This is a genomic window from Paenibacillus sp. P13VS (genome assembly GCF_015143645.1).
Taxonomy (GTDB): domain Bacteria; phylum Bacillota; class Bacilli; order Paenibacillales; family Paenibacillaceae; genus Paenibacillus; species Paenibacillus xylanilyticus_A.
Map to the genome: position 1 here is coordinate 697,290 of NZ_WYEV01000002.1, position 15,369 is coordinate 712,658.

The window sequence follows — 15,369 nt, forward strand, 5'->3', positions numbered from 1 at the left end:
TCTCAGTATATTTGTAAAGAGGTTTGGAGTTCAGACAAAAATGTGTTATTATTTTGATAACAGTATGTTTCACGGAAAAGGGGGGAAGCCAAAATGAGACAACAACCTAGAATGCTCCGCAGTGCTTTTATCATCATTTTGTGTTTGTTCCAAGCGTTGTGCTTCCCTATTCCGATGCAGACAGAATCCGCTGTTGGCGTATCCGTTGATGCCACTTCCAATAAGGAAGTGTTATTGCAAATACCCGAAACTCAGCAAAAACCTGCTATCCGCAAATACTCGCAAGTCATGGTCAAGCTGATTGCAGTGACGAATAACAAGCCTGTATTTTTGGTGCTTGCCTTATTGCTGATGCTGCGAATTCCTACTCCGCGTCTGCCCTTTAAACCGTTGATTTGTCTGTTTAAGCGCAGATTATTTCTGCTACCCATTAAATTCACCAGTATGTATTTGTCCCTCGCCCCTCATGCACCAAGATACGTAAACGCCCTTCACTAGGCGTTGCACCGTATGTTCGGTTGCCATGCATAGAGACATCTCTGTCCAATAGACGGTGTACTTGTGCATAACTTATAACCCTTTAAGCAAACGTTAGTTAACGACAAGGTTAACAGTGTATCACGATGTTGTATTTGTTATATCCATTTTTACTCAAAATTCAATGTATACGGCTGTGTGTCAGGAGTACCTGGCTCTGTTTGCCCGCATCATTTAATGTTTCTTCCAAATACAGATCATTCTATTTTCGGGAAATAAGCCTGTCTTCTGTGGCCAGCCCTCAATTTAAGGAGGCATATTATCCATGGATGTACGTGAAACAGATTTGCCGGGAATCGGCAAGAAGTTCCAGATTGAAACGAGCAGTGGAGATAAAATTGTGATCATTATTCATGATGACGGACGGCGTGAAATGTACCATTTTGAATACGACGATCCGGATCAAAGCATCTCCATGATTACGCTCGATGATTATGAAGCCAGACAAATTGCCGCTATCGTTGGCGGATTGACCTATAAGCCAAAACAGCTTGAAAATATTGAAGTTACTTTTGACGATCTGATTATCGAATGGTACAAAGTCGAAGCCTCCTATGGATGCATCGGCAAGTCCATCGGTGAACTGGACGTACGTCAAAACTCTGGGGCAACGGTTATTGCCGTTGTAGAGAAAAACCACAAAAAACATATCAGCCCCGGTCCTGAGGTCGTGATTACTGCTGAGTCTACCGTTGTTGCCGTTGGCGAGCGCAACCAACAGAAACTCTTCAAATCCCTCCTCCTGACCGGAAGGGGGTGAGTCGATGGATCATCTGATTTTTGAAGTAGGTCTGGCGCTCGTTCTCATTGCTGCCGCTGGCCTTTTATCCGCCAAATTGCGTTTTTCGGTCGTCCCGTTTTACATTCTGATCGGAATGGCGGTTGGTCCACATGCCATGAAAATATGGCATCTGGACTTCCGTTTTATTGAAAGTCAGCCTTTCATCGAATTTATGGGCCGGATTGGTATCCTGTTCCTGCTCTTCTATCTTGGATTGGAATTCTCGGTAGGACGTCTGATCAAATCCGGTAAATCCATTGCCGTCGGCGGTTCCATTTATATCGGAATTAACTTTACACTTGGATTAGTTTTCGGATTTGCATCCAATTTCCCACCTGCTGAGGCACTTGTTATTGCTGGGATTACCACCATATCTTCCAGTGCCATCGTGGCCAAGGTGTTAGTCGATCTGAAACGTACAGCCAACCCGGAAACGGAAATGATTCTTGGAATTATCATGTTCGAAGATGTGTTCCTGGCTGTGTACATCTCCATCCTATCCGGATTGGTGCTCAGTGACTCATCCTCGATCGGAGGCGTCATCGTATCCGCGCTTATCGCGCTTGGATTCATGCTTATTGTCATCATACTGGGGCGGAAAGCGACTCCGCTGCTCAACAAACTGCTTAAAATACGCTCCAATGAATTGTTCTCACTTGTGATTTTTGGTGCATTGTTCCTGGTAGCCGGATTCTCCGAAACCATTCACGTGGCCGAGGCCATCGGTGCGTTACTTGTTGGTCTGGTCCTTGCAGAGACAGAACATGCCAAACGAATTGAGCATCTGATCCTGCCGTTCCGTGACTTCTTCGGAGCCATCTTCTTCTTCAGCTTCGGATTGTCCATTGACCCTCTGTCCCTTGGCGGAGAAGCCGTATGGCTGGCTTTGATTGCTGTTGTGATTACGCTATTCGGTAACTTCCTGGCAGGCATGCTGGCTGGACGCAGTGCGGGACTGTCTCCAAAAGCTTCTGCTAATATTGGTTTAACCATTGTATCCCGCGGTGAATTTTCGATCATCATGGCCAACATGGGTAAAGCCGGTGGACTCTTGCCGCTTCTCCAGCCGTTTGCCGCACTGTACGTACTGATTCTGGCCATTCTTGGACCGTTATTAACCAAAGAGTCCAAACATGTGTTTAGAATTTTGGATAAAATATTCAAGTTCAAAGATCCTCGGAAGAAGAAAGAAGAACCGAAGGTTTTACAGAAAGAAGGATAAAATCTGTACCTGTTCAGAACAGGCACAGGATCGTAACTGCGGCTCCTCGCCGATCTTCTGTGATCAACCCAGGGAGAATGGCTCGCCAGCCGCACAAAGGAGGATGACGTATGAAAGCACCTCTGATATCGGCTAATCCGGTGCCACAAACCGCTAAGACCGGAATATCATCCACGCGCCGCTTCCTGAATCTTTTGCTGGTGATCGCCGGTGGGATTCTGGCTTCCGTGGGACTTGAATTATTCCTGCATCCTAATAAGATTATTATTGGAGGCATTACAGGCATATCTTCTCTGTTCGCCCATTGGACTGAAATGAGAATTGGATTGTTCCTGTTCTTATTCAATGTTCCGTTTATATTTTTATCCTACAGGCTGGTGCAAAAGAAATTTGTACTCGTTACTGTACTGGGTCTGGTTGTCTTTTCGATTGGTGCCATCGTGCTTCATCCCATGCCGCCTCTGGTTGAACATCCGCTGGCTGCCGCCATGTTCGGCGGATTATGTCTCGGTGTTGGAATCGGACTTGTGGTGCGGTATGGCGGGACACTGGATACGCTGGAAATCGGTGATCCGTCCTCCCGGCCACCTGAACGGGTATTTAGCGGGAAACGGATGCTTATCGAAAAAATAATCATGCTGCTCAACTTGCTGATTCTGACAGCCGCTGGTGTTGTCTTTGGTTGGGATCAAGCGATGTACTCTGTTATTGCCTATCTTATTGCATATGAAACGGTCTATATCGCGTTCCGCGGATTTACGACCACTCGCAAATTGTACATTCTGACTACCCAAAGCACGCAGGTTGAAAAAGCCGTTCGCAAACGTCTGCGACGGGAACCCGGATCTCCTGCACCCTCTTCAGAATCTGCTTCCTTATTGCCTGCTGATGGATGGATTCATCACATTCCGGGGGCATTGTACTATGAAGTTCACTTTCTGGAGATGATCTGGTTGAAATCCATTGTGCGCCATATTGATCCGCACGCTGGGATTATCACCCATCCGGAGAAATGACCCAACGATTTGAACCCCAAAAACCTCTCTCTGACCCTGTGACAGAATATCACTTCAGGTTAGAGAGAGGTTTTTTATTCCTGCTTTTTATTCCTTATTCTTCATTTTCGGTATCCTTCACATTTACAATTCAACTATAGCTTTTACCACATGTGTATCTGGTAGCAACCACTTGTCCATAGCGGAAGGGAGCTCAGTTAAAGGCTCTCGGTGCGTAATGTAGCCATCCATGCTGAGCTTTTTCTGCCGCAAAGTCGATATCACTTGCTCAAAATCCGCACGCGTTGCATTACGGCTGCCCAGTATACTCATCTCTCGCTTATGAAACTCAGGATCATGAAATGTAATATCGGCTTTGACCAATCCCACATAGATCAATTGTCCACCATGAGATACATACCGAATGGCCTCAATCATGGACTGTGTATTGCCTGTTGCATCAAATACAGCGGTAGCGTAATCCCCTTCTGTCACTTCAGCAACCTTCTCGACCACTTGATCTGTTGCCTGTATTACAACATCTACCCCGGCCCAGGTGCGGCTTAGTTCCAATCGGTCCAGGTTCCGATCAATGGCGATTACTCGGGCACCTGCCTGTTTCGCAAAAGCCATGACACCAAGTCCGATCGGGCCTGCCCCGATTACTATAATCTGTTCTCCAGGCTGCACACCTGCTCTTCTTACGGCATGAGCACCGATACTGAGCGGTTCAACCATCGCTGTTTCATCCAAGGTAAGTCCTTCCGCCTTAATCAAATGGGAAACAGGCACGCTGATTCTTTCGCGCATCCCTCCGTCCACATGTACTCCCATGACCTGCATAGATGCACAGCAATTGGTTTTCCCTGTTCGACAGGCAATACAGTGACCACAGTGAAGATAGGGAATAATGCTTACCTGATCTCCAACTTGAAGGCCAGCAGTATTCGGTCCAATCTCATCAATGATGCCTGACAGTTCATGTCCCAGAATACGAGGATAGGTAAAATAGGGCTGGTTACCTTTATACGCATGCAGATCCGTCCCGCAGATGCCAATCCGCTTGATGGATACAATGGCCTCATGTTCAGCTCGAATGGGTTCGTCGGTTTCCTGTATTGTCAAACGATTGATCTCTTCACACACAACAGCCTTCATCCCTGTTCCCCCTTCCCTGCTTTCTGTTGTGGTTCGTTATACTCGGGACGACCACTAGTCCACGTTATGTTATGAACGGGTGCAAGAATGTGCAGTACCTCTGCCAAAAGCTCTTCATCGAGCGGTTCATCTACCCATTCCGCATTATTACGGATGTTATTCTCACTTGCGCTGCTCACCAGTGTGGTTGGGATCTGTTCATTGGCCGTAGCAAACTGCACAGCCAGCTTGGCAATATTCACACCTTGCTCTGCACAGAACTGCGCAGCTTCAAGACAGACTTGTTTGACGCGTTCATCTGCCGGATGCCAGGCGGGTGTGCCTCTTGTACCTAATAAGCCCATCGACAGAGGCGAAGCATTGACGAGGCCAACTCCCTCTTTTTCCAATAACGGCAGCAGGGACAATAGTGAGGTATCATTCAATGCATAATGACAATACGAGATGATGGCATCGGCATCAATCTGCGGCAGCACTTTCTCGAACAAGGGCAGGGGCAGACCACAAACTCCCGCATGACGAATGACACCCTGCTCTTTCAGTTCCAGCAAGGCTGGATAGGCTTCTTCAATAATGATCTCTGCTGGTGCAAACTCAATATCATGCAGGAACAGAATATCAATATAATCGGTGTGCAATCGGTCCAGACTTTCCTTGACACTATCCTGAATGCGCTTACGGGAAAAATCAAACTCATTCTCACCGTATCGTCCCGCCTTGGTTGATAAAATATATGAACTGCGCGGCTGGCTTCGTATCGCTTCTCCCAGTACCGTTTCTGCCTTGGTTAGACCATAATAGGGTGACACATCTATATAGTTCATTCCAGCATCCAAAGCTGCATGTACCGTACGAATACCTTCCTCGCGGTCAATATCGCGAAATACCGAACCGAGGGAAGACGCCCCAAAACTCAACACAGGTACATCGAGACCGGTCCTGCCAAGCATCCTTCTCTTCATTCACTTGCTCCTCTCCAGCATGTATGTTGCTCCCTTTCTTTCATTTTAACAGTTCAATATCATTATAAAATATCGCCATATGCGTAATATGTACTCTTTCATGACCTCGGAATAGCCCCTTATGGCAAGCATCCAACAAAAAAACACGGATTACCCATTCAATGGGTAACCCGTGGTCTTCATTTTATTACCTAGATTTAGATAAATTCTCTTATTAGTTCTGCATGACAAAATCTTGCTGCACCGAATTCTCTTCTTCATCAAACATGCGCAGAATATCGTATCTTGTATTACGCTGTGCTGGAATATAACCCGCCTCACGAATAAGCTGAAGAATCGAGCCAATATTGACTTTGTATGTAGCACCCGCTGCGGATACGACATTCTCTTCAATCATCGTGCTGCCGAAATCATTACAGCCAAATTCAAGTGATTTTTTACCGATTTCAGGACCCATGGTTACCCATGAAGATTGAATGTTTTTGATATTATCAAGTACAAGTCGGCTGATCGCTACCGTCTTCAGGTATTCTTCCGGAGTTTGGCGCTCCAGTTTCAGATTCGTATTATCCGGCTGGAATGTCCAAGGAATGAATGCCAGGAAGCCTTCCGAGTCATATTTGTTCGCAATACACTCATCCTGTGCTTCACGTACCCGAAGCAGGTGAAGTGCACGCTCTTCCATCGATTCGCCCAAACCGATCACCATTGTTGCAGTTGTGTTCATCCCGATCCGGTGAGCTGTCTGCATAACGTCCATCCAGTCGCGCCATGAACCTTTCAGACGGCTGATTTTGCGGCGTGTACGGTCATCCAGAATCTCAGCGCCTCCACCTGGCAAGGAATCCAGTCCAGCTTCGTGAATGGCACGTACGACCTCTTCCAGCGTAAGACCATCTGACACTTCTACCATTTTCATAATCTCCGCTGGAGAGAAGGAGTGCATGGTAATGTTCGGAAAACGTTCTTTGATTGCTTTTAACAGATCCGTGTAATAGCTGAAAGGCAGGTTGGGATTCGTTCCGCCTTGCATCAGAATCTCAGTACCGTTCACATCTTGGGTTTCCTGAATTTTCTGGAAGATCACTTCGTCCGGCAATACATATCCTTCATCTGATCCAGGTCTGCGATAAAAAGCACAAAAACGGCAGTACACATCACACACGTTGGTGTAGTTGACGTTACGCCCAATGACAAATGTTCTGTATGGCTCAGGGTGCATACGCTTCATAATAACATTGGCAGCTGCCCCGATTTTGTCGACTTCATTTGATTCAAATAGCTGAATGGTGTCTTCCAGGTCTAATCGTTCGCCCCGAAGAGCTTTATCTAAGATACGGTCTACCGTACTCATCGTAAAAAGCCTCCCTCATGAAGAGAAAATATGTTCACGATCCGTCCCGACTTGTATATATGCCAGTCTTGTGCATGATTGGTTGGTTCCAAAGGATTGCGCAGAAATAGAAATTCTAGATGGATTGGAACCTTTCGATCCATTCTGGGTTATTGAAAAAACGGCTCATTGGGAATCTATGCATAAGACGCATCGCTTGCAAGTGCTGGTGGCAACATCGCATTTCTGTACTCTGTCTATCGTAACACAGGTTACATGTGAAAAAAAGCACCTTATGGAAAGGTGCCCTAAATTTAAGTAAAAATATTGACATATTCATTCTATTATAATTCCAGCTTTTTTAGACTTATTTATTGATAGCTCTATTAGCTCAAAATGATGATTATGATTCCTGAAGCGCCTGATCCAGATCAGCAATCAGATCGTCGATATCTTCCAGCCCGACTGAGAAGCGCAGCAGTCCATCGGTAATTCCCCGTTCAAGTCGAACCTCAGCAGGCATCGCTGCATGAGACATCATCGCCGGATAGGACAGAATACTCTCCACAGCACCCAGACTGACAGCCACAATTGGCAGTTTCACCCGGTTAAGAACAGCTTTGGCACGGTCACCCGAGCCTACGTCAAATGAGACAACCGCTCCATAACCCGTGGACTGGCGCTCGTGAGCTTCACGACCCGGATGCTCCAGCAGTCCTGGATAGTATACTGCGGTAATATCGCTGCGTCCGCTAAGCCAGGCGGCCAGCTTCGCCGTGCTTTGTTCACTGTGTGCCATACGAGCTCCAAGTGTTTTCATGCCGCGCATCAGAAGCCAGGATTCTTGAGCACCGAGTACGGTACCAAGCCCATTTTGAAGCTGTTTGAGCTGTCTCCCCAGCTCTTCGGTACGGGCAACGGCAAGTCCTGCAAGTACGTCACTATGTCCACCAAGAAACTTGGTTGCACTATGTACAACAATGTCCACACCGAGCTCAATCGGGCGCTGATAATATGGCGTCATGAATGTGTTATCGAGAATAGTGATCAGTTCATGTTCCTGTGCCCAGGATGTGACGGCAGCAATATCCGTGATCCGCAGGGTTGGGTTGGAAGGTGTCTCCATATAGACAGCCTTCGTATTCGGCTTAATGGCCGCCTTCACCTCTTCAATATTGGTCATATCCACAAACGTCGTCTCAATTTGCATTCTGCTAAGAATGGATGTGAGCAGTCGGTATGTTCCTCCATACACATCTTCTGTTACGATCATATGGTCGCCTGCCGAGAACATCAGGAACACACTGGAGATTGCAGCCATTCCTGAAGAGTAGGCGAATCCTCGAGCTCCACCTTCAAGCAGTGTGATGTAATCCTCCAACGCTTGACGTGTCGGATTACCCGAACGGCTGTAATCATGCTGTGGTGGATTAAAGATATCAAAATGATGGAATGTGGATGCCTGGTAGATCGGTACGCTGGAGGCTCCTGTTGTTTTATCCACTTCATCACCAAAATGCAGCAGCTTCGTATCAAACTTCAATTCGGATTGCTTGTTGTTCTGCTCACTCATGATGCACGCCTCCTTCAACCTCACGCTGCGCAGCTTCCAGGGCATTCCCCAAATCCGCAATCAGATCTTCTGCATGCTCAATTCCTACGGAGAAGCGCAGCAAGCGGTCATCGACACCTATGGCGTCGCGTATTTCGAGCGGGATATCTGCATGTGTCTGTACCGCAGGATACGTCATCAATGATTCAACGCCGCCAAGACTCTCGGCAAAAGCAATTAACTTGATATGGCGCAGCAGTGGTTCAACGAAACGGGCATCTTTAACTTTGAAAGAGAAGATGCCTGTGTTTCCTCTAGATTGTTTCTTCTGCACTTCGTATCCCGGGTGATCTGACAAACCAGGGTGGTATACTTCCCCCACAGATGGATGTTCCAGCAAATACTTGGCAATGGTAAGTGAATTATACTCATGTCGCTCCATACGAAGCGCGAGTGTCTTCATGCCTTTCATCAACTGATAGGAATCACTTGGAGATAGTACTGCACCAATGGAGTTATGCAGAAATGCCATTTCAGCTGACAATTCCTCGCCCTTGGTGATGATCAATCCGGCAAGCACATCGTTGTGTCCACCCAGGTATTTGGTTGCGCTATGAACAACGATATCTGCTCCGAGCTCGATCGGACGTTGGAAGAATGGCGTCAGCAGTGTATTGTCCACAATCGTCAACAGGTTATGGCTTTTCGCCCAGGAGCTGACCGCTTCAATATCCGTAATCATCATAAGGGGATTGGTTGGCGTCTCGATAAATACAGCTTTGGTGTTCGGCTGACGAATGTCTTCCATGGCCACCAGATCATTCGTGTCCACGTAGCTTGCCGTTACGCCAAAACGGGACAGGATACGCTCTAGAAGACGATACGTTCCCCCATACAGATCCAGCGAGACAATCAGATGATCGCCCTGTCCAAACATGGCGAAGATCGTTTGCAGCGCTGCCATGCCCGAGCTACAGGCAAAACCGGCATCACCGGATTCGAGTGCAGCTGCAGCTTCTTCCAGTACCTTACGTGTTGGATTGGTCGTACGAATGTAGTCAAAGCCTGTGCTCTGCCCGAGCTTTGGATGGCGGAACGCCGTTGATTGATAGATGGGGAAATTCACGGCACCAGTTCCCGGCTCATTGACGGATCCGATTTGAGCCAAGCGGCTTTCGATTTTTAACTTATTGTCTTCCATTGCAGTATCCTCCTGTAATCTCGATTAGATTTGCGGGCCAATATCGTAAGGCGTCTCCTGATACACATAGTAATTGAGCCAATTAGAGAATAATAAGTTTGCATGTGCCCGCCAGGTTGCCGGAGGAACACGGGATGGATCGTCATTTGGAAAATAGTTTTTTGGCAGTGCGATATCCAATCCCTTGGATGCATCGCGGTCATATTCCCATTTCAAGGACAATGGATCATACTCCGCATGCCCTGTCACAAAAATTTGTTTGCCGTCTTTGGTGGCAACGAGGAAAATGCCAGCTTCCTCCGATTCGGCCAAAATTTCGAGGTTATCGTTTTTCTCAATATCCTCGCGCCGAACTTCGGTATGACGGGAATGTGGAACATTGAACACTTCATCAAATCCGCGAAGCAGCTGTACGTGAGATTTGTTAATCGTATGTGGAAATACGCCAAAACACTTCTCTTCCAGCGCTACCTTAGGTACACCGAAATGATGATACAGACCAGCCTGAGAAGCCCAACAGATGTGCATGGTCGATGTAACGTTGGTTTTGGTCCAATCGAAGATCTCCTGGATTTCCTTCCAATAATTCACGTCTTCGAAATCCATCTGCTCAACAGGGGCACCTGTAATGATCATTCCGTCAAAACGGCGGTGTTCAATCTCATCAAAGGTTTTGTAGAACAGATTCAGATACTCCTGTGACGTGTTCTTCGATGTGTGGGACTTGGGATGAACCAGAACGATATCGACCTGTATAGGGGTGTTCCCAACCAAACGAAGCAATTGGGTTTCTGTTGTTTCCTTGGTAGGCATCAGGTTTAATATAGCAATGCGTAGTGGACGAATATCCTGCTGGTAAGCATGTGTCTCGTCCATTACGAAGATGTTCTCACCTGCGAGGACTTCCTTGGCAGGCAGTGCGTCTGGAATTTTAATTGGCATGATGTACAACTCCTCCTTGTGCATAGATAGATGCAGTCATCACAGACTTGATGTGTAACACATCAAAATCGTTCTAGACTGCCATGAGCTTGTCTATAGGTGGAGAATTGCAAAAAGCGCAACGCTCTAACCTGACAAACTCAAGTTCCATAGCGAAAATCAGTGCTGAGAAGTCGGTGCATATAACAAAGACCTTCCTCGGATTCCGAGAAAGGTCATATGTAAATAGATATGCGCCTCTCTCATCTCTCAGTTACAACAGTGCCTCAATGGACACTTAGTCGCTGCAAGAATTAGCACCGTGCGGTATACCGCCGGTTGCCGGGTTTCATCGGGCCAGTCCCTCCACCTACTCTTGATAAGATTTCGCCTTATTCGATTGTGTAATTAGTGTACTTCACCGTCTACTTTAAAACATTAATCCTCTCACGTCAAGCATGTAGTTTTATGTCTGTTCATGTAGGCCGGAACCGTTTGTCTATCGCTGTCATACACTGCTTCAGGGCGCGAAATAGACACATTTTTGCGCTTGAAAGCACCATGTACCAGCGGTATACTAAACAAGTGTTGCAAACCCTTATGTGAGAGGTGACATATTCAATGGATGGCGACCCGAGGCCTGACTGTCAGCCGTATTCCGACAAACTGCATAGAGAATTGACATCAGCATGCCGGCAGCGGGACGTTATTTCCGTTTGTTTATAGAGCGAACGCAGTCCTGACTTCCAGGCTCCGCTGCCGACCGGCTGATCTGTTCTTTTTGCGCCCATATTGATGAAAATCCGCCTGTTTGGCGGGTGCAGAAGGAGTGGATGAACGATGAAAATCCGGTTGGTAAACAACGGTGTATTTATCCCGGTGGACGATATTGAGCAGGCGCTAACGCCACCAGCTGAGGGATTTTACTGGATCGATGCAGACGTTGATGATCTGGCGGTACTTCAGCCGCTGTTCATGATGCATGATCTGGCTGTAGAGGACTGTTTGAGTGATGAAGAGCAGCGTCCTAAGATTGAAATTTATGAGAGCCATTATTTTATTGTTGTAAACAGCATTCGATTTGATGACGAAGAGATCTTTTTGCGTGCGGTTAACCTGTTTCTGGGGAGACATTATATCATTAGTGTTACGAAGCAGAAAGTCAGCGAACTGCGGACCTTGAAGCCTATTCTGTGGGAACAGGAAGTCAGCACTCCCGATCGTCTTCTGTATCTGTTGGTCGACTTGATTGTGGATAACTACTTTACCGTCGGCGACCGGATCGAAGCACGCATTGAGAAATTGGAAGAAGATATTTTGATGCATACGAAAAAGTCCCATTTGAATGAAATTATCGGGCTGCGCAGTGAGATTCTGTGGCTCAAGAAAGTGCTTGGACCTCAAAAAGAGGTCATCAATACGCTCAACAAAAAGGATTTGCGTCTCATCGATGACCAGCTGCAGAAGTACTTCAGTGACATCTATGAGAATGCTGTGAAAATATCCGAGACGTTCGAGACTTATCGAGACCTAATGGGAAACTTGCGAGAAGCCTACCAATCCAGTATCGCCAACCGGGCGAACGAAATCATGCGCGTGTTTACCGCCATTACAACGGTGTTCATGCCCCTGACGGTCATTACCGGCATCTATGGGATGAACTTCAACAACATGCCTGAGCTGGACTGGAAGTATGGATATTTTGTAGTCATTGGCCTGATGGTGACCCTTGGCCTGAGCATGTTCTTTATTTTCCGCAAAAAAGATTGGATCTGAACGTATTCATTCAAAAAGACGAAGCACTCCATTCAGGGAGAAACAGCTTCGTCTTTTTTTCTGTACTCAAAAACTTCTCTCGAAACGATATGGGCTGCCTAGCCCGCGTTCCGCTCTGTTTCTACATGTCTTCGGAATCGAATGCGGATCATGCGCAGTCTCTCGTACACTTGCTCCAGATTGCCGCTAACCGGCTTATCCCCGCCGTATACTCTATGTAATACAGGTTTCAGGAAACTGTCTCCCAGCTCCTCGTATGCACTCCAGACCGCCTCCTGCTCCTGCTCAGGCATGACTGCAAGCTCTGCATCCAGGAGGCTATCCGTATCATAACCTTCCGTATCGAGTGTCTCCAGCAGTTCAATCAGCTCTCTGCGGGATAGTCCGGAGCGATTCACAATCTCTTCCAGCGTATACCCTTCCTTCATACCCTCAAGCACCTGCTTGCGAGTGGTGAACTTGTCCAGCTCCTGCTTATATTTCTGTTCTTTTTGCTTGTACAACCAGCTCTCATATTCATCTTCGGACAATACCGTTTGCACCCAATCAAGTGGAAAAGCCGTAGAACGCTCTACTCCGCTTGTTAGCTCCATCCACTCCTGACCGTATTCATTTGCTTTGCTCTCCCCAACACCTGGTAACTGCATCAGTTCCTCCATGGTTTGTGGTACGAATGCACTGATCATGCGCAGCAAACGATTCGTTGCAATAAAGTATGGGGCCTTCCGGTCAGACGCTGCCCTTCTTCTCCGCCATGTGCATAGATCAGCATATAACTCTTCATTGCCGTAGCGTTCACTATAACAATGAAGACGCTGTCCACCATAACTGCGTAATTTCAGATCATCCGTCTCATGAAACAGTCCCTGAATCAATGGCCGGTAACCTTCACTCATTCGAATCGCCAACTGGTGACGATAAATATGGAGCAGTTCTTCCCAGGAGCTCCCCTCATACCAGATGCTGTCTTCGCGATCTCCTTCCTCATAATGGCTCCACCCGAGATGCCAGGCACCTTCCTCCTCACCAATCCACAGCTGAGCGTGTTCCTCATGTTGACCTGACAATTTGGACAATCTGTTCATGAAAATGACTTCCATCGATTTCCCCTCCTTAATATTGCAGCCTATTCACAGTTAGATGAGCCGCCTCCAGGCAACAAAAAAAGCACCTCTCCTGCAAATTCATTGCAAGAGAGGTGCTTCCTCATTAACCGTAGTATGCTGTTGCTCATATCTTACCACAATGGAAAAATTCGTCAACCACTTGTGATCAATTGAATTATTTGTTCAAAGCCAATTTGGCCAAGGCCAGCGATCCGCACAAACCGGCATTGTCACCAAGGCCTGGCGGAACGACATACTCGTCGATTCCCGAGTGAAGGGCCGGATGCTGAACATATCCATTTAACAGCTCCTGCAATTTGCTGCGCACCATGGGGAACAGATGCTCCTGCTTCATGACCCCTCCACCCATCACAATTTTTTCCGGAGTGAGAATCAGTACATAATTCATGAGTGCGTGCGCCAGATAATGTGCCTCAATCTCCCAGGCTTTGTGATCTGCTGGCAGCTCATACGCCGGTTGGTCCCAACGTTTATTGATAGCTGGTCCCGCTGCGAGTCCTTCCAGACAGTCCCCGTGGTATGGACAAAAGCCTTCATATGTATCCTCAGGGTGTCTGCGTACAATAATATGTCCCATCTCTGGATGAGATAAACCGTGAACCATTTTACCGCCTACGACTGCTCCGGCACCAATACCTGTTCCGACAGTGATATACAGACAGCTCTCCAGCCCTTGTGCTGCTCCCCAGGTCGCTTCTCCAAGCGCAGCTCCGTTTACATCCGTATCAAACGTCATCGGCACATCAAAATGTTCCTTGAGTTTGCCAATAATATCATACTGACCCCAATGAGGCTTCGGTGTAGTTGTAATATATCCGTACGTAGGACTTCCTTCAATCGGGTCAATCGGTCCAAAAGAACCTACGCCCAAAGCTTCAATCCCTTTGCCTTCAAAGAAAGCGATAACCTGCGCCATCGTTTCTTCCGGTGTGGTTGTAGGAAAACTTACCCGTTCAAGCACCTCACCATTTTCAGTTCCAATCCCACATACAAATTTGGTTCCCCCAGCTTCAATTGCGCCTAAAATCGTCAAGTTAGTCACACTCCCAAGTTAGTTTAAAGTGAAATTCATCTTTGGTTCTGGACGATGATATGTTGTGAACCTACTGCCCGCTCTCCAGCTTATCCAAACGTTTCAACAACGTTTGCCTCCAACTATCCGAAAGCGATGGAATAGCCAGTAATGCATGCATGCCGGCTGCATCCTTCTTCCCTTGATGCATGACCCGGTTGGCCTCGAGAACGGTCATGGATGCAGGGTCTGTGCGGATACGCCTGAACGGAGAGTCAGGAGCGACTTCTCCCTCCTCCAGTACGCGAAAATAGAAACCGGTATAGCCGCTTTCCTGAAAATACACAGGCAGCTCTTTGAAATCATACCGGGCAGCGAGTTTGAAGCAGGGTTGTCTTGGCTGGCTAACCTGAACCAAAGCTCCGCCCAGTTCATACATATCACCAATCCGGACTTGATCCTCAGAGCAGCCTTCCACCGTTAAATTCTCACCACAAGCTCCCCAGTCCAGCTTGCGCTCCATCAGTTGTTCCAGTGCGGAATATCGACTGTAATCGTATACACATACAGCCTTATCCGGTCCGCCGTGATTCTCCAGGTCCGCCTGGCCATCTCCTGTCATTCCAGTGAATGACAGGAAAACCGGGCCGGATACGGGAAGTTTGACAATGCCGCTTAGCACTTCACGCTTCTGGCCAGGCAATGGCTGAGGCTGGCCCACATTAATGGCAAGAACAGCTGTATTACGTTCTGCTGACTGTTGATCAGGTGTGAGTGTCATGTGCTTGTTAC

The 15,369-nt window shown here is 47.3% G+C and carries 15 protein-coding genes and 1 riboswitch; of the genes, 5 read left to right on the plus strand and 10 right to left on the minus strand.

Features of this window, described 5'->3' with window-relative positions; all coding sequences use genetic code 11:
* Positions 1 to 93: 93 nt before the first annotated feature.
* The 4 genes from GUA98_RS04240 (at position 94) to GUA98_RS04255 (ending at position 3,556) form a co-directional block, all read left to right on the plus strand.
* Positions 94 to 498: a hypothetical protein gene (locus GUA98_RS04240; RefSeq protein WP_095359083.1), complete on the plus strand. Its 405-nt coding sequence runs from the start codon at positions 94 to 96 to the stop codon at positions 496 to 498.
* Between the two features lie 304 nt (positions 499 to 802).
* Positions 803 to 1,297 (plus strand): cation:proton antiporter regulatory subunit, encoded by a 495-nt coding sequence (locus GUA98_RS04245; protein ID WP_153977711.1) that lies wholly within the window; start codon positions 803 to 805, stop codon positions 1,295 to 1,297.
* A gap of 4 nt (positions 1,298 to 1,301) precedes the next feature.
* A complete protein-coding gene (locus GUA98_RS04250) occupies positions 1,302 to 2,540 on the plus strand; it encodes a cation:proton antiporter (RefSeq protein WP_193722132.1) in 1,239 nt (412 codons plus the stop codon).
* A 110-nt stretch (positions 2,541 to 2,650) separates the two neighbouring features.
* On the plus strand, positions 2,651 to 3,556 hold the full coding sequence (locus GUA98_RS04255; RefSeq protein ID WP_193722133.1) for a YitT family protein: 906 nt from the start codon (positions 2,651 to 2,653) through the stop codon (positions 3,554 to 3,556).
* Positions 3,557 to 3,679: 123 nt separating this feature from the next.
* Here the strand turns inward: GUA98_RS04255 and GUA98_RS04260 are convergent, their stop codons facing one another.
* The 7 genes from GUA98_RS04260 to GUA98_RS04290 all read right to left on the minus strand — a co-directional run bounded on the left by GUA98_RS04260 (position 3,680) and on the right by GUA98_RS04290 (position 11,453).
* Positions 3,680 to 4,693, minus strand: a complete 1,014-nt coding sequence (locus tag GUA98_RS04260) for a zinc-binding alcohol dehydrogenase family protein (RefSeq protein WP_193722134.1) — start codon at positions 4,691 to 4,693, stop codon at positions 3,680 to 3,682.
* On the minus strand, positions 4,690 to 5,655 hold the full coding sequence (locus tag GUA98_RS04265; protein ID WP_193722135.1) for an aldo/keto reductase: 966 nt from the start codon (positions 5,653 to 5,655) through the stop codon (positions 4,690 to 4,692). The genes GUA98_RS04260 and GUA98_RS04265 overlap by 4 nt, the downstream gene beginning before the upstream one ends.
* Before the next feature lie 214 nt (positions 5,656 to 5,869).
* Positions 5,870 to 7,009 carry a cyclic dehypoxanthinyl futalosine synthase gene (gene mqnC / locus GUA98_RS04270; protein WP_095288286.1) on the minus strand — a complete coding sequence of 380 codons (1,140 nt, stop codon included), beginning with the start codon at positions 7,007 to 7,009 and terminating at the stop codon, positions 5,870 to 5,872.
* 382 nt (positions 7,010 to 7,391) lie between these two features.
* Positions 7,392 to 8,561: a trans-sulfuration enzyme family protein gene (locus GUA98_RS04275; RefSeq protein WP_095359089.1), complete on the minus strand. Its 1,170-nt coding sequence runs from the start codon at positions 8,559 to 8,561 to the stop codon at positions 7,392 to 7,394.
* A complete protein-coding gene (locus tag GUA98_RS04280) occupies positions 8,554 to 9,741 on the minus strand; it encodes a PLP-dependent transferase (RefSeq protein WP_193722136.1) in 1,188 nt (395 codons plus the stop codon). The genes GUA98_RS04275 and GUA98_RS04280 overlap by 8 nt, the downstream gene beginning before the upstream one ends.
* A gap of 24 nt (positions 9,742 to 9,765) precedes the next feature.
* Entirely contained in the window at positions 9,766 to 10,683 is a 918-nt protein-coding gene (gene metA / locus GUA98_RS04285) for a homoserine O-acetyltransferase MetA (RefSeq protein ID WP_153977704.1), read from the minus strand.
* A gap of 239 nt (positions 10,684 to 10,922) precedes the next feature.
* A riboswitch (SAM riboswitch) is annotated at positions 10,923 to 11,048 on the minus strand.
* Positions 11,049 to 11,309: 261 nt separating this feature from the next.
* On the minus strand, positions 11,310 to 11,453 hold the full coding sequence (locus tag GUA98_RS04290) for a hypothetical protein (protein ID WP_170948080.1): 144 nt from the start codon (positions 11,451 to 11,453) through the stop codon (positions 11,310 to 11,312).
* A gap of 49 nt (positions 11,454 to 11,502) precedes the next feature.
* Here GUA98_RS04290 and corA point away from each other — a divergent pair, with 49 nt between their 5' ends.
* Complete coding sequence (gene corA, locus GUA98_RS04295) at positions 11,503 to 12,438, plus strand: magnesium/cobalt transporter CorA (RefSeq protein WP_095288290.1); 936 nt, start codon at positions 11,503 to 11,505, stop codon at positions 12,436 to 12,438.
* Between the two features lie 98 nt (positions 12,439 to 12,536).
* On the opposite strand, the gene GUA98_RS04300 is transcribed toward corA, so the two are convergent.
* The 3 genes from GUA98_RS04300 to GUA98_RS04310 form a co-directional block, all read right to left on the minus strand.
* On the minus strand, positions 12,537 to 13,538 hold the full coding sequence (locus tag GUA98_RS04300; RefSeq protein ID WP_153977702.1) for an HRDC domain-containing protein: 1,002 nt from the start codon (positions 13,536 to 13,538) through the stop codon (positions 12,537 to 12,539).
* A gap of 181 nt (positions 13,539 to 13,719) precedes the next feature.
* Complete coding sequence (locus tag GUA98_RS04305) at positions 13,720 to 14,598, minus strand: ROK family protein (RefSeq protein WP_095359093.1); 879 nt, start codon at positions 14,596 to 14,598, stop codon at positions 13,720 to 13,722.
* Positions 14,599 to 14,668: 70 nt separating this feature from the next.
* A complete protein-coding gene (locus tag GUA98_RS04310; RefSeq protein WP_153977701.1) occupies positions 14,669 to 15,358 on the minus strand; it encodes an MOSC domain-containing protein in 690 nt (229 codons plus the stop codon).
* Positions 15,359 to 15,369 lie beyond the last annotated feature (11 nt).